20 protein-coding genes are annotated in these 20,487 nt (G+C 51.1%); 15 read left to right on the top strand and 5 right to left on the bottom strand.

All coding sequences use genetic code 11. The annotated features are described in order from the left end of the window. Positions 1-119: 119 nt before the first annotated feature. On the bottom strand, positions 120-602 hold the full coding sequence (locus AC6I1F_RS02150; protein ID WP_160335095.1) for an EVE domain-containing protein: 483 nt from the start codon (positions 600-602) through the stop codon (positions 120-122). A gap of 97 nt (positions 603-699) precedes the next feature. Between AC6I1F_RS02150 and thiM the strand changes: the two genes are divergently transcribed. Together thiM and thiE are read left to right on the top strand one after the other, a co-directional pair. After that, the gene (gene thiM / locus AC6I1F_RS02145; protein ID WP_160335094.1) at positions 700-1,494 is read left to right on the top strand and encodes a hydroxyethylthiazole kinase; all 795 of its coding nucleotides are present in this window, start codon (positions 700-702) and stop codon (positions 1,492-1,494) included. Next, positions 1,495-2,136 (top strand): thiamine phosphate synthase, encoded by a 642-nt coding sequence (gene thiE, locus AC6I1F_RS02140; RefSeq protein ID WP_160335093.1) that lies wholly within the window; start codon positions 1,495-1,497, stop codon positions 2,134-2,136. Here the strand turns inward: thiE and AC6I1F_RS02135 are convergent. Beyond that, on the bottom strand, positions 2,133-2,555 hold the full coding sequence (locus tag AC6I1F_RS02135) for a hypothetical protein (RefSeq protein ID WP_160335092.1): 423 nt from the start codon (positions 2,553-2,555) through the stop codon (positions 2,133-2,135). The genes thiE and AC6I1F_RS02135 overlap by 4 nt on opposite strands. Before the next feature lie 151 nt (positions 2,556-2,706). Here AC6I1F_RS02135 and AC6I1F_RS02130 point away from each other — a divergent pair, with 151 nt between their 5' ends. From AC6I1F_RS02130 to AC6I1F_RS02070, 13 genes are all read left to right on the top strand, one after another. Further along, the gene (locus AC6I1F_RS02130) at positions 2,707-3,657 is read left to right on the top strand and encodes a hypothetical protein (protein WP_160335091.1); all 951 of its coding nucleotides are present in this window, start codon (positions 2,707-2,709) and stop codon (positions 3,655-3,657) included. Positions 3,658-3,748: 91 nt separating this feature from the next. Continuing rightward, complete coding sequence (locus AC6I1F_RS02125; protein ID WP_160335090.1) at positions 3,749-4,744, top strand: LysR family transcriptional regulator; 996 nt, start codon at positions 3,749-3,751, stop codon at positions 4,742-4,744. A gap of 361 nt (positions 4,745-5,105) precedes the next feature. Next, positions 5,106-5,999: a phosphoribosylaminoimidazolesuccinocarboxamide synthase gene (locus tag AC6I1F_RS02120; RefSeq protein WP_160335089.1), complete on the top strand. Its 894-nt coding sequence runs from the start codon at positions 5,106-5,108 to the stop codon at positions 5,997-5,999. Between the two features lie 68 nt (positions 6,000-6,067). Further along, a complete protein-coding gene (purE, locus tag AC6I1F_RS02115; protein WP_289171962.1) occupies positions 6,068-6,562 on the top strand; it encodes a 5-(carboxyamino)imidazole ribonucleotide mutase in 495 nt (164 codons plus the stop codon). 11 nt (positions 6,563-6,573) lie between these two features. Continuing rightward, on the top strand, positions 6,574-7,740 hold the full coding sequence (locus tag AC6I1F_RS02110; RefSeq protein ID WP_289171963.1) for a 5-(carboxyamino)imidazole ribonucleotide synthase: 1,167 nt from the start codon (positions 6,574-6,576) through the stop codon (positions 7,738-7,740). Positions 7,741-7,749: 9 nt separating this feature from the next. After that, a complete protein-coding gene (locus AC6I1F_RS02105; protein WP_289171964.1) occupies positions 7,750-8,742 on the top strand; it encodes an L-threonylcarbamoyladenylate synthase in 993 nt (330 codons plus the stop codon). Positions 8,743-8,751: 9 nt separating this feature from the next. Further along, the gene (locus AC6I1F_RS02100; protein WP_289171965.1) at positions 8,752-9,624 is read left to right on the top strand and encodes a pseudouridine synthase; all 873 of its coding nucleotides are present in this window, start codon (positions 8,752-8,754) and stop codon (positions 9,622-9,624) included. Continuing rightward, the gene (locus tag AC6I1F_RS02095) at positions 9,621-10,523 is read left to right on the top strand and encodes a DMT family transporter (protein ID WP_289171966.1); all 903 of its coding nucleotides are present in this window, start codon (positions 9,621-9,623) and stop codon (positions 10,521-10,523) included. The genes AC6I1F_RS02100 and AC6I1F_RS02095 overlap by 4 nt, the downstream gene beginning before the upstream one ends. Continuing rightward, entirely contained in the window at positions 10,520-11,314 is a 795-nt protein-coding gene (gene murI, locus AC6I1F_RS02090; RefSeq protein WP_289171967.1) for a glutamate racemase, read from the top strand. The genes AC6I1F_RS02095 and murI overlap by 4 nt, the downstream gene beginning before the upstream one ends. Before the next feature lie 208 nt (positions 11,315-11,522). Beyond that, a complete protein-coding gene (locus AC6I1F_RS02085) occupies positions 11,523-13,268 on the top strand; it encodes a sensor histidine kinase (RefSeq protein WP_255453144.1) in 1,746 nt (581 codons plus the stop codon). Beyond that, positions 13,261-13,920, top strand: coding sequence for a response regulator transcription factor (locus AC6I1F_RS02080; protein ID WP_289171968.1), 660 nt, complete (start codon positions 13,261-13,263; stop codon positions 13,918-13,920). The genes AC6I1F_RS02085 and AC6I1F_RS02080 overlap by 8 nt, the downstream gene beginning before the upstream one ends. A gap of 2 nt (positions 13,921-13,922) precedes the next feature. Beyond that, a complete protein-coding gene (locus tag AC6I1F_RS02075) occupies positions 13,923-15,332 on the top strand; it encodes an FAD-dependent oxidoreductase (protein WP_289171969.1) in 1,410 nt (469 codons plus the stop codon). Positions 15,333-15,404: 72 nt separating this feature from the next. Further along, positions 15,405-17,300, top strand: coding sequence for a flavocytochrome c (locus AC6I1F_RS02070; protein ID WP_277612570.1), 1,896 nt, complete (start codon positions 15,405-15,407; stop codon positions 17,298-17,300). Between the two features lie 120 nt (positions 17,301-17,420). On the opposite strand, the gene AC6I1F_RS02065 is transcribed toward AC6I1F_RS02070, so the two are convergent. The 3 genes from AC6I1F_RS02065 to AC6I1F_RS02055 form a co-directional block, all read right to left on the bottom strand. Then, entirely contained in the window at positions 17,421-18,086 is a 666-nt protein-coding gene (locus AC6I1F_RS02065) for a FadR/GntR family transcriptional regulator (RefSeq protein WP_289163745.1), read from the bottom strand. A 75-nt stretch (positions 18,087-18,161) separates the two neighbouring features. After that, positions 18,162-19,487, bottom strand: coding sequence for an anaerobic C4-dicarboxylate transporter family protein (locus tag AC6I1F_RS02060; protein ID WP_289171970.1), 1,326 nt, complete (start codon positions 19,485-19,487; stop codon positions 18,162-18,164). A gap of 11 nt (positions 19,488-19,498) precedes the next feature. Then, positions 19,499-20,425 (bottom strand): DMT family transporter, encoded by a 927-nt coding sequence (locus AC6I1F_RS02055; RefSeq protein WP_289171971.1) that lies wholly within the window; start codon positions 20,423-20,425, stop codon positions 19,499-19,501. Between the last annotated feature and the right edge of the window lie 62 nt (positions 20,426-20,487).

Genomic DNA, 20,487 nt, shown 5'->3' with positions numbered 1-20,487 from the left:
ATTCGAAAAATATAGCGCTGAATCATGCAGCCAAACAAAATCGCACGAATGAAATCCGGGAACCTCAGTGCAATTACTGACTTAATTCAGCGCTAAACGCAGGGAATCTTCTTCCGACTTTAAGCTTCGTCAATGAGAATTTTTTGAATCGCGTTCCACTGTGCCTCGGTGACCGGTGTAATCGAAAGACGATTGCCTTTGCGAAGCACTGCCATATCAGCACACTCCGGTATTGCGCGAAGGTCAGCAAGCGTAACAAGTTTTACCTTCTTCAGCACCTGAACATCGACCTGAACCCAGCGCGGCTTCTCCGGTGTCGCCTTCGGGTCGTAATACTCGTCATGATCGTCAAACTGCGTCGGATCGGGATAAGGTTTTGAAGCAATGCGCCCGATGCCGACGATCCCAGGCTCCTTGCACGAAGAGTGGTAGAACAGTACCGGATCATCAATCTTGCACTTGTCACGCATAAAGTTTCTTGCCTGGTAGTTGCGTACGCCGAACCAGCCGACTTTTGAGCCTTCCATGGCGAGTACATCGTCGACGGAAACTTCCGAGGGTTCCGATTTCATCAGCCAAGCATACGTATCAAAACCTGCCATAATTACCTTCCTAACTATTTGAAGCGCCTGTTATAACACAGCGGAAAAATCTGTTGTGTACGCACTGCGGGCCAACATTTTTGAAAGGAACAACCGGATGACCGATTCATCAATCCTTACCGCGGATCCCAAAAATACCGCGAAGAAATTAGAGACCTTCCGCTCAATCCGCCCGCTGGTGCACTGCATTACCAATGAGGTTGTTCAGGAGATTACCGCAAACGTTCTGCTTGCCGCAGGTGCGTCGCCCGCTATGGTCGTCGGCGAAGGAGAAACCGAACAGTTCGCTTCGATCGCGAATGCGGTTTCCGTCAATGTCGGAACACCGTACGAAAACCGTGTCGCCATTATGAAAAAAGCCGCGCGTGCCGCTTCAGAAGCAGGCAGACCCTGGGTTCTTGACCCGGTCGCGGCGGGCGGCATGCCGTGGCGGGACAAAATCATCTTTGAACTTCTGGAACTCGGACCCGCCGCAGTGCGCGGCAACGCCTCCGAAATCCGTTTTCTTGCGGGCGTCGGCACCGGAGGAAAAGGCGTCGATTCGCTGGACTCTTCCGAGCAGGCTGTTGAGGCGGCTAAAACCCTTGCTAAAAAATATAAAACTCTGGTTGTCGTCACCGGAGAAACCGATTACGCCACCGACGGCGAACGCGTATTGGCAGCCCGAGGCGGAAATCCGATGATCACACTGGTTGTGGGAACCGGCTGCTCGCTCTCCTCCCTGCTCGCCGGATTTATCGGCGCTAACGGCGCAAGTGTCGAGACCTGCATCGCCTGCTGCGATTACGTCAACCGAGCGGGCGAATTAGCCGCCGCCCGAGCCAAGGGACCCGGTTCATTCCACTGCGAATATCTGGACGCGCTTTGGCTTCTGCAGCCGGGGGACTTTTAAATGAAGAAAAAATTTGATCTGTCACTCTATCTGGTACTCGACGCCAATCTCTGCATGACACCCGACGGCATGGTGGAAACGACACGCAAAGCGATTGACGGCGGCTGCACCATCGTGCAGCTGAGAGCGCCCGAGTGGAAAAAGAAAAAAGTACTGGAAGCCGCCCGTAAATTAAAAGCGCTTCTGGAGCCCGAAGGCATTCCGCTCATCATTAACGATCATATCGACGTCGCGCTGCTTTCCAAGGCTGACGGACTGCATGTCGGACAGGACGATATCAGTCCGACAGATGCGAGAGCACTCCTTGGCAATAAAGCCGTCATCGGCCTTTCGATCGGAAGCGGAGAAGAAATGCGGGAAGCCGACCCTGAGGCCGATTACTTCGGCATCGGCCCGGTATACGCGACTCAAACCAAGAAAGACGCAGGCGCAGCAGTCGGGATTGAGGGGCTGAAAGAACTTTGCGCCATGACAGAAAAGCCGTGCGTTGCGATCGGCGGCATCAATCGCTCAAACGCGTTTAAATGCGTTGAAGCGGGCGCTGACGGCGTTGCCGTCGTTTCCGCGATCTGCGGCGCAGATGACCCGGAAGCGGCCGCCGCCGCAATTCTGCAGGAAGCGGACTTAGCCAAAAGAAGTTAACGGCTTCCTTTGGCGGCTCTGCGGTTCAGCCACGTCTGCAGACCAAAGGCTGCCAGAAGAATGACCAGCCAAGCGCCCATGAACATAAACGTCATGCGCATGCTGCTTTTTCTGGCGGCGGTCTGAACAAAGAGACCGTAGGCCGAACGAGCTTCTTCTAAAGTCGGCGAACAGATCAGAGGATTCTTCTGCGGATCGAACACCTCAGCGCGAATCGCCTGTGGTGTTTTTGCGTCACCCGTAATTTGGTATTTCGCGCAATAGTCTTTCAGCGTCTTGGTCTCAGTCGTCTGAATGTATTTCCAGTTGGCTTCCGCAAGCGCCTCTCCCTTTGAGTACGCGGTCATCGTGTCCCAGATGCACCAGGTGCCGCAAACCAGAAAAGATACTAAAAACCAAAGCTGCCAGCGAATTTTCATGTTTGTTCCGTTCGTGTCTGAAAGTTTTTCAGGCACGCAGAAAATATTTCAAAACTTTTCCAAGTGCCTTATTAGGGCAATGATCATACCTGTCCGATGATACGGTCGACTATGATGGCCTCACTATCGGTGTATGAAAGGAAATACCATTATGAAGAAAAATATCGCCGCTGTCGCAGCCCTCATCGCTGCCGCATCCCTTCTTTCTGCCGCACACGCGCAAACCCCTGAAACATCTGCTCCGGCTGCGTCTCAGGCAAGCGAAGCCGCACACAGCGCCGGCCAAACTGTCTCCGGCTGGTTTGACAAACTCTCCGACTCCGTCAAAAAAATCGGAGAAAAGAGCTCGGAATACGCTGATGAAGCTCAGAACTACACCACACAGCTGAAAGATCAGTGGCCCTCTATTAAAGAGAAGTTCAGTCAGGGCTGGCAGGAAAGCATGCAGAAAGGCAGCGAAGGCAAAGAAGCTATCCAGAAATGGATGAACGATACGTTCTCCAAAGAACGCATGGACAAAGCGGAAAGCTGGCTTGCCGACTTCAAGAACGGCGTCGAAGACAAAGTGGTTGATCCGCTCGTGCCTTATATCCTGACCATCCGTTATCCGAACCCGATGGACGAATGGAATCAGGGCTACAAGCGTCTCTTCCCGGTTCAGGTCCAGGGCTTTGAGCAGCCTGTGGAACTGACGCTCCCGCTTTCTTGGAACCTGTCTCAGGATCTTTCTCTCGGACAGAATGAATTCATGAGCTTCAGAAGCGAATCGGGCAGCGGCAAGTATGTCGTCGCGCTCATTACAACCCCGACCGGATCAACGGTCGACAGCCTGGTCGCAGGACTTCAGAAAAACAGAGCTGACGCCGTGACAGAAAAACTTCCCGACACTCAGATTGTGCGCGTCACCTATCCGGCGGTAAATGACAAAGACAACGCCGTGTATTACTACGCGATTCCGATGGACGGAAAGGCGATGCTGCTCTGCGGAGAGGTTCTGAGATCGGACGGACAGAGCACGCAGCAGCTCAATGAAGCGCTTGCAGCTCAAAGCGACTTCTTTAACGCCGTTGCGAAAAACGTATTTGTTAAACCCGCCAATTAAACAAAATTTTCCTGCAAAACAGCCCGACTCGTTCGGGCTGTTTCATTTTGCAAGGTAAAATTTCGATATTACTTTTGTCAGGAGCTGCGACATGGCCGGTCTCAATTCGCTTAACGTCTCACGCCCTCCGCTCAATCAGCGAGCTTCGGTGTTCATGCTCTGTTATGACCTTAAAAATTTCTCCCGCGTGGCAGAAGTTCTGCACATCTCTCAGCCGGCAGTCTCCAAGTCGATTAAAGCTTTTGAGGAGCAGGTCGGCGTCAAGCTCTTTACCCGAACGAAGCCGCTTCAGCCGACGCCGGAAGCCGCGCTTCTTTATAACAAGCTGAGAGACATTACGAGTGATTTAAATGAATTCTTTGAGGAGCTCAGAATCCGCAGAGAAAACCTGCCCTCGCTTCGGCTCGGCATGCTTGAGAGTCTTTCGGTTACGCTCGGCGTCAGTCTTGCAAGGGAATTAAGAAAGGACCACGGCGATATCGCGATCACTTCCGGCAGCGCGAACGTTCTGATTCCGAGGCTTCAGAACCGCACCGCGGATTTGATTCTGACCAATAACCTCTACACCAACACCAAAGCGATCAGCCGCAAAAGAATTTTTGAAGAACCGACGCTTCTGATTTTTCCGAAAGGCTATCTCTCCAAACACAGAGTCCGGATTCAGGATTGGAAAGATCTGAAGCATCTGCCGCTGCCTTATATCGGCTATTGGAACGAGTGCGGCGCGGGTCAGGTCAATGAAATGTTTTTGCGAAGCAGAGGTATTTCTCTCATTCCGGATATCGCGGTCGACTGCAATATGCTGCTCACAACAATGGTTGCCGACGGTCTCGGCTGGGGCATGGCGCGTCCGACCGTCATTATGGAAAATCAGAATTTCAGTGACAGCCTGGATATCATTGCGTCTCCGGAACCAATTTTTTTCAGAGCGGTATATCTGATGTGGATCAGCAAGGAGTTTGATGCGGAAGCCTCTCGCCTTGCCAAACTCATCAAGAACCAAGTCGCAGCGGTACTCGCGCCAAAAATTAATGAAGTGCTTCCGGGCGTTACGCTCAATATTAATGTTGAGCATCAGGGCCTATAACAAACAAATTTTCATATTTAATCTAACCAAAAGTTTTGTTTTACTTAAATAAACTGAACTCAGTTTGAAGGGAATAGCAAGGTTTATTCGCTTACTGTTCCGATTTTTGACAACCGGGTGATTCACCTCGACCACTCAATACGGACGGCTCTAAGCCGTATTGAACCCTCCTTTGTCAGCGGCCGACTTCTTTCTCCTTTGAAGTCGGCACCTTTTTTTTCTTGTTCGGACGGTCATTTTCTATGCCCGAGGACTAAAACACGCGGCCGCTCGAATTAAAATGGTGCTGGTTAATTTCTTTGCTTCAAATCCATACAAACGCCCGCTCTTCAGCTGGAAACGGCGGGTCACAGGAGAAAAAATGGCTGAAATTGTCAAGACTTCCATTAAGTCACTTCCTCTCGTCTACCGCGGCAAAGTTCGCGACAGCTATGCTGTCGGCGACGATAAACTTCTGATTATCGCTTCCGATCGTATTTCCGCCTTTGACGTTATTCTCGGCGATCCGATCCCGAAAAAAGGCAAAATTCTTACTGCGCTGACTGACTTCTGGTTCAAGCAGCTTGACGGTATCGTTCCGAATCATCTCACCGGCATCAAGCCTGAAGACGTCGTCGAAGCCGACGAAGTCGATCAGGTTAAAGGACGCGCCGTTGTCGCCAAACGTCTGAAACCGATTTTGGTTGAATGCGTTGCCCGCGGCTATCTTTCCGGAAGCGGCTGGAAAGAATATCAGCAGACAGGTTCCGTCTGCGGCGTAAAACTTCCCGCCGGCCTGAAGCAGAGCGAAAAACTTCCCGAACCGATCTTCACACCGGCCGGTAAAGCCGAAGCCGGTCAGCACGACGAGAACATCTCTTACGAAAAAGTCGTTGAGCTCTACGGCGAAAAGATCGCTTCTCAGATTCGCGACTACACACTCGCGCTCTACAAGAAAGCGGCTGACTATGCGGCCACAAAAGGCATCATCATCGCCGACACCAAGTTTGAATTCGGTCTGGACGAAGACGGCACGGTTGTGCTGATGGACGAAATCCTCACACCGGACTCTTCCCGCTTCTGGCCTGCCGACGAATACAAGGTCGGTCAGTCCGAACCGAGCTTTGACAAGCAGTTCATCCGCGACTGGCTGGAAACACAGCCCTGGAATAAGAAAGCGCCCGCGCCTGAAATTCCCGCCGATGTTCTGAAGAAGACCAGCGAAAAATACGAAGAGGCGCTGATTCGTCTCGCCGGCCACGGTGTTGAAGACTAAGTCTTCTGCCCCACTCATGAAACGCGCCGCAAGGCGCGTTTCGATTACTGACTAATTAGGAATTAACGATGACAGAAACAAAACCCGCAGTCGCTATCCTCATGGGCTCCAACTCCGATTGGGATGTCATGAAAAACGCCGCCGACATGCTGACGCAGTTCGGCGTTCCGTTTACCGCGAAAGTGGTTTCCGCGCACCGTATGCCGGATGAGATGTTTGAATTTGCAGAAAACGCCCGCAAGAGCGGCTTTAAAGTGATTATCGCGGGCGCAGGCGGCGCAGCCCACCTTCCGGGCATGCTTGCCGCTAAAACCACGCTGCCGGTATGCGGTGTGCCGGTTCCGAGCCGCTACCTCAAAGGTCAGGATTCGCTTTATTCAATCGTCCAGATGCCCAAGGGCGTGCCGGTCGCGACCTTTGCCATCGGTGAAGCCGGTGCCGCAAACGCCGCGCTTTACGCCGTTCAGATTCTCTCCGTCACGGACGAAGCGCTTGCGGACAAATTAGCGGACTTCCGCCGCGCGCAGAATCAAAAAGCCCGCGACATGGTTCTTCCTCTTTAATTGACCCGAATATGACAGACAAACCTATTCTTCCGGGCAGCTGGCTCGGTCTTCTCGGCGGCGGTCAGCTCGGCCGCATGTTTGCTCAGGCAGCGGCGACGATGGGCTACCGCGTATGCGTGCTTGAGCCGGATCCGAAGGCGCCCGCGGCCGTGGTCGCAGAAAAGCACATCTGCGCACCCTACACCGACGAGAAAGCGCTCGAAGAACTCGCTTCGCTCTGCCCGGCTGTGACAACGGAATTTGAAAACGTGCCTGCTCAGGCGCTTGAATTTCTGGCGTCCAAAGGCGTAAGAACTAGTCCCTGCGCAAACGCTGTACGCGTCACGCAGGATCGTTTTGACGAGAAGAGCTTTATCCGCTCCGCACTCTGCCCGGTAGCGCCTCATCTTCTGATTCTCTCCGATCATGACTGCGAAGAAGTCACGCCGGATTACTTCCCCGCGATTTTAAAAACCGCCCGTCTCGGCTATGACGGCAAAGGTCAGATCACAGTAAACGATAAGCGTGAACTTCTCAGCGCGTTTGAAAAACTCGGGCGCGTCCGCTGTGTTTTAGAAAAGCGACTGCCGCTTTTTAAAGAAGTGTCCGTTATCGCCGCGCGCAACCGCAAAGGTGAGGTGAGCGTTTATCCCGTCTGCGAGAACTACCACCGCAACGGTATTCTTGCGGTATCGATCATGCCCGCGCGCGTGGATGAAGAAATCGCGAAGAACGCCAGAGCGATTGCGGAAAGAATCATCAATAAGCTCGATTACGTCGGCGTTCTCTGCACCGAACTCTTTGTGCTTGCCAACGGTCAGCTTGTCGCCAATGAGCTTGCGCCGCGTCCGCACAATTCCGGTCACGCCACCATTGACGCCTGCGTCTGCAGCCAGTATGAACAGCAGGTGCGCGCGATGGCCGATCTGCCGCTCGGATCTTCCGAGCAGGTCAGCAAATCCGTCATGCTGAATCTTTTAGGAGATTTGTGGTTTGATGAGAACGAAGAGATTCGTGAACCGCACTGGGAAAGCGTATTAGACATTCCGGGGCTCAAACTGCATTTATACGGCAAGAAGCAGCCGAGACACGGCCGTAAAATGGGCCACATTACATGTATCGCTTCAAGCGAAGAGGAAGCCATGTTTAAAGCCCAAATGGCGGCTCGCCTTCTCGGATTGGAGCTTCCGGAATAATCGATAAGCATGAAAAAAGAGCTTGAAAAAGCAGTTGAAGTGTTAAAGGTAGGCGGTCTCGTCGCAATCCCGACGGAGACCGTCTACGGTTTAGCGGCGGATGCGGAGAACGAAGCGGCGGTTAACAGCATATACGCCGCTAAAAATCGTCCTGCAACGCACCCGCTGATCGTTCATGTCTGCGGCGCGGACGCGATCCCCTACTGGACAAAGGATGTTCCGAGCGACGTTAAAAAGCTTACGGACGCCTTTTGGCCCGGTCCGCTCACGATTGTGCTCAAGAAAAGCGAGAGAGCCAAGGACTTCGTCACGGGCGGCCAGGACACCGTCGCGCTGCGCTGTCCGTCGCATCCGCTCACGCACGAGCTGCTTTGCCTTTTTGATGAAGGCAAAGGAAAAGGCGTGGCCGCTCCGAGCGCTAACACGTTTGGAAAGATCAGTCCGACCACCGCTCAGCACGTTCGTGACGATCTCGGCGTCAAGCCCGAGGGCAAAACCGACTACATACTGGACGGCGGCGAATGCACCGTTGGTATTGAATCCACCATTCTGGATATGAGCGGCACAGAGCCCCGCATCCTGCGCGAGGGCGAAATCACCGCCGAGATGATTTCCAAGGTCCTGGACAAACCGGTTATGCACGGCGCAATCGGCGCTTCTCCGCGCGTCTCCGGTTCTCTGAAGAGCCACTATGCGCCGGAACACGCGCTGAAGATTGTCTGCGCTGAAGATTTAGCGGGCGAAACGCAGTTTGCCGCGCGTCACTTCGAGACCTTTGCGCTGATCGCGCCGAAAGCGATTGCCGATCGCTTTGCCAAAGTCTGCGTGCGCGTCAAAGGCTACACAGATACGAAAGACCTTCAGGTCCATCTCTACAGCTGGATGCACGAACTGGACAAGTGCGGCGCGGATATGATTTTTGTGGTGGAACCCGAGTACAGCGAGACATCGGCCGGTGTTCTCGATCGTCTGAGCAGAGCGGCCGCTGATAAAAAACACTGAGCGAAAATCATGACTGAACAAACCGCTTCTGACCTTGTCAGACTTTCCAAACGAATGAGCGAATTAGGTCTCTCTTCCCGCAGAGAGGCAGACGAATGGATCGCCAAGGGCTGGGTCAAAGTTGACGGCCAAGTCGTCAGCGAACTCGGCTCAAAGGTGCGCCCTGATCAGAAAGTCGAAATCGATAGAAGAGCGAAGGAGCAGCAAAGCGAGCGCGTGACGATTATTTTGAATAAACCGCTCGGCTATGTTTCCGGGCAGGCCGAAGACGGGCATGAACCGGCCAAAGTGCTAATTCAGCCGAGAAACCGCTGGGCGGATGACAAAACCAAGCAGCGCTTCAACCCTGGACAGTTAAAGAGTCTTGTCCCCGCGGGAAGACTGGATATTAATTCCACAGGTCTGCTGGTGCTGACGCAGGACGGTCGAGTCGCCAAGCAGCTCATCGGTGAAAACAGCACCATCGAAAAAGAATACATTGTGCGTGTCGCGCAGACGAACGGAGCCCCTAACTCTGAGTTTCCGCAGGAAAAGCTTGCACTTTTAAACTTCGGTCTTGAATTAGACGGCAAGCCCCTTCAGAAAGCGGACGTCTCGTGGCTGAACGACGATCAGCTGAAATTCGTGCTGCGTGAAGGCAGAAACCGACAGATCAGACGCATGTGCGATTTAGTCGGTCTCAAAGTGCTCGCGCTGAAACGCGTCCGCGTAGGCGGCGTCACACTTGGCAAACTGCCTGTCGGAAAGTGGCGTTATCTTTCGGACTTTGAAAGTTTTGAAGCAAAATCCGGGCTGCGCAGTCGTCCGACAGGAAGCGCGCACCCAAGAAATAAAAACAACAGTTATCACCGCAAACCCAACCGAAACGACAGAACCCGATGAATTTTTTCACTAGGCACGTCAGGCCCGAATGGGCGCTTGTCATGGTGACAGCGCTCTGGGGCGCATCCTTTATCCTTCTTTCCATCAGTCTTAAAGGACTTTCTCCGGCGCTTCTCGTAGCGCTTCGCTTTATCGGCGGCGCGCTTGTGATGGCGCTTATTCTGCGCTCAAGGCTTTTTAACCTTCGCAAGGAAGGTTGGATCGCGGGTTTCAGCGCGGGATCCTGCATCTTTTTAGGCTATTTTCTGCAAACCGTAGGGCTGCAGACCATCTCGAGTTCAATTTCCGCCTTTTTGACCGCGCTATATGTGCCTTTTGTTCCGCTCTTTCAGCTGATACTTTTCCGCAAGCGCCCGGGACTTATTGTTTCCTGCGGCATTCTGAGCGCGTTCCTCGGCATGATTCTCATCATGGATCCGAGCCGAATTTCCTTTAGCGGGAACTTTGGAGAATGGATCACAATCGCAAGCGCCTGCTTCTGCGCGCTTGAGATATTGGTGCTGAGTCATTTTGCCAACAAGTGCGATCCGATGCTGTTCTGCTTTACGCAGCTTTCCACGGTTGCGATGTGGAGCACGCTTTACTGCCTTACGTTTGAGGATATTCGTTTTGCGCCGACCGGCGCCACGTTTATCTGTCTGGCGATTCTGATCGGCATGATCGCGTTTAACCAGTTCGCGATGAGCTGGGCGCAAAAGAGCGTGTCGGCAACAAGGGCTGTACTGATTTACACGCTGGAACCGGTTTTTGCAGGCCTAATCGGCTGGCTCGTCGGAGAACACATGGGCTGGAACACGCTTGCAGGCGGCACACTGGTCGTACTCAGCATTTTGGTCAGTTCATGGCTTCCGGGCTATCTTAAAAGCCGCAAGCGTCTTAATCCGAGCGAGGCCTCATGAACAAAGCGCCTGTCGGAGTTTTTGATTCGGGACTTGGCGGTCTTTCTGTGATGAAAGCGATTCGCTCGCTGATGCCCAATGAAGACCTGCTCTATTTCGCAGACTGCGCCTATGCGCCCTATGGGGATCGATCCTCGCAGTACATTATCGAGCGCTCGGAAAGCATTACACGGGAGCTTCTGCTGCGCGGCGTGAAAGCGCTTGTCGTTGCGTGCAACACTGCGACCGCAACTGCGGTCAATGACCTGAGATCAAAGTTCTCGCTTCCGATTATCGGTATTGAACCAGCGGTTAAGCCCGCGGCCGCCGCCTCCAAAACCCGAGCGATCGGCGTCCTTGCCACCACACGAACGCTGACGAGCGAACGTTATCGAGATTTAGTGAAGCGTTACGCTCAGGACTCGATTAAAGTTGTTTCCGTGCCGTGTCCCGGTCTTATGGAGTGCGTTGAAGCCGGAGCTTGGGAGAGCCCGCATACGCTTTCGCTGATTCATAAGTATCTGGAGCCGATTCGCAGAGCAAATGCCGATCAGATTGTGCTCGGATGCACGCATTATCCGTTCCTCACTAAGCAGATCCAAGCGCTTGCGCCTGCCGGCATTACGATTATTGATCCGAGTCTTGCGGTGGCCAAAGAGCTTCGGCATCGGCTGTCGCTAATTGACGGGCTGAACGAAACAGATCATGAAGGCTCGGAGCGCTTTCTTATCAGCGGAGAGGCCGAAAACCACCGCAGTGTTGTTGAGCTCTTGTGGAATCGTCCGGTACAGCTTGAGAGCATTAGAGACTGAACCGAACCGGCGTTCTGTTCATTGACATCTACAGGGAAGTTGTCTGTTTTTTAGCTGACTCGAGCGAATAGTTCCAGCGGAAACCTCTGCGGCTTGCTTCGCATTCCGATTGCACAACCGCAAATTGAAGTTACTCGTATTACCGAATTGCTCTTTAGCGTATTCCCGCTAATATGCGCTTATGAAGATTTATGTGCGCCTTATTCTCATGATATCTGTCCCTCTATTTGCAGGGCTGGCTCATGCGTCTAACAACACTATTACGATTGGAACCGTTCAAACTCTCGATACGTCGTTCTACATTCATACTTTTGGCCCGACGCTGTTAAATCTTCGCTCTAAGCATCCGGATCTGATATTTAAGACCCGAGAATTCAAAGATTATGACTCAATGGTTCTAGCAGCTGAAAACAACGAACTTGATTTTTTCATGACATCTGCCGGAATGGCTGCATACTTGGAGAGAATCGAAAAGGCGCGCGCAATAGCGACCCGAACACACCCCAGGGCTACGATTCCCAGAGAATCCGTAGGAGCCGCTTTCATCAGCCGTTCTGATAGAAATGACATCCGCACTTTGGCTGATTTGAAAGGCAAAAAAATAGCGGCTTACTCGGATGAAGGTTTTGACTGGTATCTAGCGCTCAATGAACTCGTAAGGCTCTACTCAGACATAAAAGAAATTGAAAAACACACTGTCTTCACCAATCACGAGTTCCCTGATGTAATTGCACGAGTCGCAAATGGAGACGTTGATATCGGGATCCTTAGTGCCTGCGAGGTGGAAGACCTTCTTAAAAATGAAAGTTTTTCTTCCAAAGATTTCAAAGTCATTGGGCCGAGAAAATCGGCATCTTTAAAGTGTCTGCACAGCACTGATCTCTATCCGGGCATTGTTGTCGGCGCGTTTGCTCACACCGATCCTAATAAAGCAAAGCTTCTAGCCTCTTCACTTCTGAGCATGCCGCCCAGCCGCGACGCCTACAGCTGGGGCATTGCTAATAATTATCAAGACATTGAAAGCCTATTTCGCAAGCTAAAAATAAAACCGTTTTACAACCCGACGCTTGAATCGGTGTGGGACGAATACAAGAACTTTGTGTATGCTGCAATCGTTTTGATCATTCTGTTCATTATTCACTACCTCAGAACAGAACAGCTTGTTCGCATTCGAACAGAACAGCTTCGAACTGAGATCCAAAAGAAAGTTCAGCTTCAGAAAGAAGCTTCTGCAGTCCGGGACAAGCTTAACCGAGCCGAGCGCTCAGGCATCATCTCTCAGCTCTCCTCTATCGTTGCGCATGAAGTGAATCAGCCCTTGGAAGCAATCATCAATTACTCCGCCTGTCTCAGCAAGTACGTTGAAAACAATTACCGGGAGGATAAAACAGCTTCGGAAATTTCAAACCGAGTGGCTGGCTCTGCGGCCCGCGTCGCTGCGATCATTGATCACGTCAGAAGCTACGCAAAAAAGAAAGAAAGCGAAAAAATTGTCCTGTCCCTCACTCAGACGCTAAAAACTACAATTAATGAGTTTCAGCATGCGGATTACGGTACGGACATCAAGTTTGAGCCAGATCTGGGCAATAAGGAAATCCTTGTCGAGGCTGAGCCGCTTGAACTTAAACTGCTCTTTTCAAACCTTTTCAGAAATGCGAAGGAAGCTATGGAGTCAGAGGAAGAAAAGGTCATCTCAGTCATGCTCCGGCAGACTCCCGATGGAAAGGCGGAAATCCGAATTTCCGATCGGGGACGCGGCCTGCAGGAAAGCGACCTACCAAAATTAACTTCGCCTCTCTTTACAAGAAAGCCTCAAGGCACCGGTCTTGGGCTGTCCATTTGCCGCCAAATCGCAGAATCTCACGGCGGTCATTTGGAATTTGAAAAGACTGCGGAAAACGGACTAATTGTCAAAGTCTTCCTACCAACGGTTAAAGGAAATATAAATGCTTGACCCGATCATACGCATTGTGGACGATGAAAAAGAAGTACGGGATTCTCGAAGTTTTCTTCTCAGACTGAACGGCTGGAATACCGTTTGCTATGAGGATGGTCTGGAATTTTTAGAGCATGACGATTTTGAACGTCCAGGGTGCGTCATACTGGATTTGCGCATGCCGAAACTAACCGGCCTTGAAGTAATGTTGGAACTTAAGCGCAAAGGCGCAACCCTTCCGATTGTCTTCGTAACAGGACACGCCGATGTCGATTCCGCGGTACTCGCCTTCAAAGAAGGAGCCTTTGACTTTCTGAAGAAACCGATTAAACCTGAAATACTGCTTGAGACCGTAAAAAAACTTTCAGACTACTGCGTCAGAGATTGGGAGGAGAAAGCATCTAAGCAGCACTGCAGTGACTTGATTGAAGGATTGACAGCTCGGGAAATGTCTGTCGCGCATCTTGTTATTTCCGGACTCAGCAATAAAGAAATCGCCGCGGAGCTTGATCTTGCCGAGCAGTCCGTCAAAATTTATCGAAGTAATTTATGCCACAAACTGAACGTAAAAAACGCGCTTGAGCTGAAGGCTCTATTTGACGCTGCGGGCGTCCTTGATAATGATAAGTACGACCCGAACTTCTTCACTAAGACACTCATTTTGAAATAAACATGCGTCGCCGGCAAACTCTCTTTTTTCCTGCCCTTCTTTTTGCTCAGTCCTGCTTAGGCACTTGGGCTAAAGCGTCATTTCGCGCTCCTGACGTTATCGTCATTGGAGCTGGTGCAGCCGGCCTTGCCGCAGCCTGTACCGCTGCTGAAAACGGAGCAAAAGTTCTTGTATTAGAGAAGAACAAAGAGATCGGAGGCAACACATGGATCGGAGGCGGCTACTTCAACTTCGTCAGTCCGGAAGACCAAACAGACAGCCCACAGAATTTCTATCTTGATATTATCGAGGAAGGCGGGTCTTCTGCTGATCCGGCACTGGCTAAAGTTCTCGCTTTTGAATCGTACGAAGTCATGCTTTGGCTGAAGAGCCTTGGGATGAACTTCGTCAAAAGTTCTGTTGCCAGTTTCGGAAACAGCAAGCCTCGCTCGGCACGACCGTCAGGATATGAGGGCGACGGATACATTCGAACACTGAGCTTGTACGCTCGGCAGCTCGGTGTCGAAATTATCACTGCCGCGGATGTTATCAAGCTCATTACTCGCAAAGGCTCAATCTGCGGTGTTCAGGCACTCATTGAAGGAAAACTCACTGAAATTTCGGCATCAAAATCAGTCATCCTTGCTTCAGGCGGTTTTGCCTCCAATGAGAAAATGATCCGTCAATACGCTTCTGAATTTGCTGATCTGCCGTCCATAAGCCTCAAAAGCGCAGACGGAAAGATGATTGAAGCGGCACAGGACATCGGCGCCGCCGTGACGCTCATGGACAAAGTTTTCTGCATGGTCGGGACCCGGCGAGGCGGTCAATTCAGAGGACGCCTGCACGGCGACAATGCCCGCTACATTCTTGTCGATCACCGAGGCAAACGCTTCATCAGAGAAGATGCCGGAATGACTGAAATACAAGACAAGATCCTCTCCCTTCCTGAAAAAGAAGCGTTTCTAATTACAGATGATGACAACTTTAGGAGCTACAGCCCTACTATTCAGAGAGACAGTATTCGGGCCGTCGAGACCGGTGATATCGTCTGCTCGCTGACCCTTGAAAACCTAGCCAAACAGCTTAATATCTCTGCCCACGAATTAAAAAAGACGATTGATGAATACAACGGCTTCGTCAGACAAAAGTATGATCCTCTTGGCAAAGCAAAAGGACAACTCCTGCACGAACTTCGCACGGCTCCTTACTGGGCCGCATTCGCAGTCATGAACGTTTGCTATACGGTAGGCGGTCTTCGCATCAATAACCGTGCACAGGTGCTCGGCAAGCAAGGCGAGCCTATCCGCGGACTTTATGCAGCCGGAGAAATCACCGGAGGCGTTCACGGCCAATCCAGACTCAGCGGAAACGGATTGACGGATGCACTCGTCTTCGGCCGAAAAGCAGGGAAAACCGCATCCTCACCATAAACTTTCGTATATAGTTTACGTCCCGAGTTTTGAGAATAATTGTTCTGTCAGCACTCAATTCTTGGAGGAAAAATGAAAAGACTGCTTACTCCCGCAGCCGCGGCATTACTGTTCATATTCGGATTTACTGCTTCAGCCGCAGACGGAACATTTGAAGGAGAAGCTCAGGGCCACAACGATGCAATTCACGTCGCTGTCACTGTTGAAAAGGGTCATATCAAGGACGTCAAAATCCTTAAAAACTTTGAATCTCCCGGCGTTTCCGATCTTCCTAAAGCTTTTATTCCTAAAGCCATCGTTGATCATCAGACACTGAAAGTTGACCGCGTATCCGGCGCAACTTTCACATCTATGGGTATTCTAAGTGCTGTTTCCGACGCACTTAAGAAAGCCGGTCTTGATCCTGCACAATTCCGCAAAGGCGAGGCAGTTAAATACGCCGTATCAGTTCCTGCTAAATCTGAAGCTGACGTTGTCATCGTTGGCGGCGGCGGGGCCGGTATGTCTGCAGCTGTTGCCGCAGCGCGCAAAGGAGCCAATGTCATTGTTCTTGAGAAAATGCCGTTCCTCGGTGGTAATACCATTCTCGCCGGAGGTGCTCTGAACGCTGCCGATGAAGCGCTTGAAAGCAAGCAGAAGATGTCTGAAGGACAGATGAAACTCGTAGAGGATGTCCTAAAAGATAAGCCTAGAAGCGAACTTCACAAACAACTTCAGACCAAAATATCCGCTGACTACAACGCTTGGATTAAAGCTCACCCGGGGGTTCTTTTTGACAGTCCCGAATTCCATGCTCTTCAGACTTGGAAAGACGGTGATTATGAAGCCGATCTTGATCTGATCTATGAAATGACGAAACACGCCCCCGAAACGGTTGTTCGCCTTTCGAAAATGGGCCTTGAGTGGCACCCGTATACCAGCCAGTACGTCGGCGCTCTCTGGCCTAGAAGCCATGACGCTGCGAACTATCACAGCGGCTTAGGCTATCTCAATACCTACCGAGATACGATAGATAAAGAAAAACTCCCCGTTAAGGTCTACTACATGACTCGTGCTAACGAGCTGATCAAAGATAACGGTCGAGTCGTCGGTGTTAAGGCTAAAGATGGTCAAGGCAAAAACGTCGAGGTCCTTGCTAAGAAAGGTGTTGTTTTAGCAACAGGCGGTTTCGGAGCGAATATCGAAATGCGCATGAAATACGACCAGCTTTGGGACGGCAAGCTTGACAAGCGCATCGGTACAACTAACAGCCGCGCGATTACCGGTGACGGCATTCCGATGGCAGAGAAAGCCGGTGCCAAGTTAGTCGGCATGGGTTATATCCAGCTGCTTCCGGTTACTGATCCAACCACCGGTCAGACGATCGCAACCTGTGAAGGTACAGCACTTTACGTTAACAACGAAGGCAAACGATTTGTCAACGAAATGGAACGTCGAGACGTCCTTTCGAAAGCTGCGATTCAGCAGCCCGGCGGGACATTCTGGAGAATGTGCACGGTTAAAAACGCTCGGGTGAAAGACGGCCTTACTGTTCACGGACTGTCCGTAGACAGCCTCATCAAAGCCGGCAAACTGGTCAGAGGTGAAACTGTCGAAGAGCTCGCGAAGAAGACAAACATCGATCCTAAGGTCCTGAAAAAGACCTTTGATGAATTCAACAGCTTCTGCCGCGGCGAAAGAAAAGATACGGAATTCAATCGTCCGTCGTGCTCTCCGACGATTCCGATGTATGAAGGTCCGTACTATGCGGAACCCCGCAAACCGTCCGTACACCACACCATGGGAGGCGTCGCGATTAACACGAACGCTCAAGTTCTGGATGCAAACGGGAAACCGATTCCAGGCCTTTACGCCGCAGGTGAAGTCACCGGAGGTCTGCACGGCAAGAACCGCATCGGCGGAAATGCTATCGCTGACGCTCTGACATTTGGCAACATCGCAGGTATCTCTGCCAGCCAGAATAAATAAAGCTGATTTTTAGCAGTTCAACAGAGAAGGCCGCCATTTGGCGGCCTTCCTCTTGCACACTGACGGCATTTCCTTGACGAGAGAAACAAAGCTAAAGCACTGCGGTTCAGCTGCTATTACTCACTGCCCGTCTTTTACTTCAATCATCTCCGTCAGGATCAAAGCGGCAGAATTTAACTCCTTATTTTTTAAACTTGCGAGAAGCTTCTCGCAGAGATCCGCCCGTTTTTCAAAAAATTCCTTCGGCTTCTCTTTGATCAGATGCTTGGTTGATTTGAAATAGGTCCGCACAACACCGGCAAACACTTCCATCACTCGATTGCCGCAGCTGTGCAGCATGAGCAGATGAAATTCCATGAGAAACGCATCGGCCTTTAGCGGATCTTCCGAGTAAAGCCGTATGTTCTGAGCAAGCTGTCTCATCTGGGCCTGAATCGCAGGAGTAAGCCGCTGAATCACAAAAGGAATGACTGCAAGCTCAATCATCAGCCGCGCCTCGTTAAATTCTTCTTCATCAAATCCTGCAAGCTTCAATTGCTCCAGAATGTTATACGTCATGTCATTTGTCGCGAGCCTTTTAATGATGGTTCCACGCTTCTTCTGACGCTCAACCACACCCATCTGTACCAGAAGATCCAAGGCCTGACGCACTTTATAGCGCGTCAAATGAAGATTAGCGATCAGTTCATCTTCTCCGGCGACTTTGTCGCCGGGCTGAGGATGTGTTCTAAAAATATAACGCTCGACCTTGAGAAATTCTTCTGATTTTGGAGACAGCGGCATCATTTACTCCTGTTATCAGACCATTCTAATTGCAAAGCCGAGGATCCTGCCTCGGCTTCGAAAGATTAAGTGACCGTCTTAGAAAACAAACTGAGCAATCACATAACCAATGACTAGCTGACTGAGCGTCGTCACAATACCGGGCAGCATGTAGCTATGATTAAAGACGAATTTGCCGATTCTTGTCGTTCCGGTTCTGTCAAAGGCAACGCAGCCGATGATCGCGCCGCCCGCAGGAATAACAAAGTAGCCGCTGACCGCAGGGAACATCCAAACTAAGTCAGACGGAGCAATGCCTAAACCGATACCCATCGGAACCAGAGCGGTAACCGTCGCACCCTGAGAAAAGAGCACGCCGGAGAGAATGAACAGCGCAACTGCAAAGAGAATCGGAGCACCCGCAATCATGTTTCCGAACTCGGAAACAAACATCGGTTTATAGAAATTAAAGAAAGTCGCTGTCAGCCAAGACACACCGTAAACCGCGACCATGCCGATTAAGCCGGAACGAAAGACAGAGCCGTCAGCAAGTTTCTTCGGTTCAACATTGGCAATCACCATGATGAGGCCGGCGCAGCAGAGCATCACGATCTGAACCATATTCGGAATAGAAAGACGTGTCACCTTGCCTGCGGTTTCCCATGAAGGAAGAAGACTTGGGAAAGAACCGAAGAAGACAACTGCCAAAATGCCAAGCGCAAAAACCGCAACACCTCTCTTGGCCTTGGAAGAATAGCTGCGCATGTCAGTGCTGACCGGCTTGTCCTGGAACTCGCCGCTCATCACGCGTCTCTGGAATTCGGGATCGTCGGCAAGCTCATAGCCCTTCTTGAACATGAAAGCGCAGCCGATCAGAACACCGATCAGACAGGCAGGGATCGATACCGCGAAAATCTGCAGCGGTGTTACTCCTTTAACCGCGAGAAGAGCAATCACAGCGCCAGTCGCAGCAGACATCGGAGAACCGGTAATACCCGACTGGGCTCCTATCACGGACATCGTCAGCGGACGCTCCGGACGGACTCTTGCGCCGATCGCAACTTCGGCAATGACGGGATAAACCGAGAAAGCAACATAAGCAGTACCGCAGAAGAGCGTGAAGAGGTAGCAAACCAACGGTCCCATGAAAGTAATGTTCTTTGGATGTTTACGCAGCATCTTCTCTGCGATACTAACCAAGAAATCCAAACCGCCTGAGCCCTGCAGAATAGACGCGCAGGTGATCACAGCAGTGATGATGAGCAGCACACTCACGGGCGGCGCCCCGGGTTTCATATCAAATACAAAGACCAGGACAGCTAGGCCTATACCGCCTGCTGCGCCTAGGCCTGCACCGCCCCATTTAGCGCCTATAAAGATAGCGACAATGACGACGATCAGTTCCATCCAAAACATCATGTCCATCATAATTCTCCTTATTGAAGGGTTTTAGGTCTCAGGACTTCAGTAATCTTGTTTCTGTTGGGCGCAATGATCGCAACAATCAAAAGAACCATGCCTGCCCAGCGGAATGCCGGAATATGTTCACCGAGGAGAAAACTGGCAAAGCAGATGGTGAATACCGGTTCAAATGAGCAGAAGATTCCTGCCTGCGTCGCACCGAGCATTTGGATCGCTTTGGATACGAATATGGTTGACAGTACTGTCGAAACCACGCCGTAGCCGAAAGTAACGCCAAGCTGTTCTGCATTAAGACTGAGAACAGAAACAGGATTGTGGAAGAAACAAAGTCCGAGACTGGCAAAAAGAAGGGTTAAGAAAGTGATCTTGTAAGCTGACACATTCTCCGCGAGCTGCTGAAGCGAAAGAAGGTATGCAGCGTACATGAGTGTGGATAAAAATCCGAGGGCTAAAGCCGTAAGAGTGATTCTGGAACGCAGCGCATCAGAAAAGATACACACGCACGCCAAGACGATCAGTGCGACTGAAACAATCTGGCTCGACTGTATTTTCTTGTGAAAGACGGTTCCGTTAACAAGAAGAATGATCACCGGATAAACGTAAGTGATCAGACTCATCATTGACGCCGGAATATCTTTCAGCGCATACACATAGAGAAGATTCAGCGGCAAAAGGACGATTAAGCCGATAAAGAGCGATTTAATCAGCAGCGATTTGGAGAAGCGATAAAAACCGTCCTCCAAAAACGGACCGGCAATGGCAAGAGTCATAACAGCGAACAAAAATCTCGACTGCAGGATCTCTATTCCGGAGAGCTGGGCCGCATACCCTAGTTTCGCAAAAATCGGATTAAGGCCGTATGTCACCGCACTTAGTATGGAGAACAATATTCCCATGCCTAAGCAGCTGCGCATGCCTTGTTTTTCAATAATGTCTCTCATAGTTTTGTGAAGAATTTTCTGCCGGTAATCCGATGGCGCGAGTCAAACCCGCGCCCTGATTT

The organism is Parasutterella sp. St.1A3 (assembly GCF_059728705.1).
This window is presented reverse-complemented; position numbering and strand designations above follow the sequence as displayed.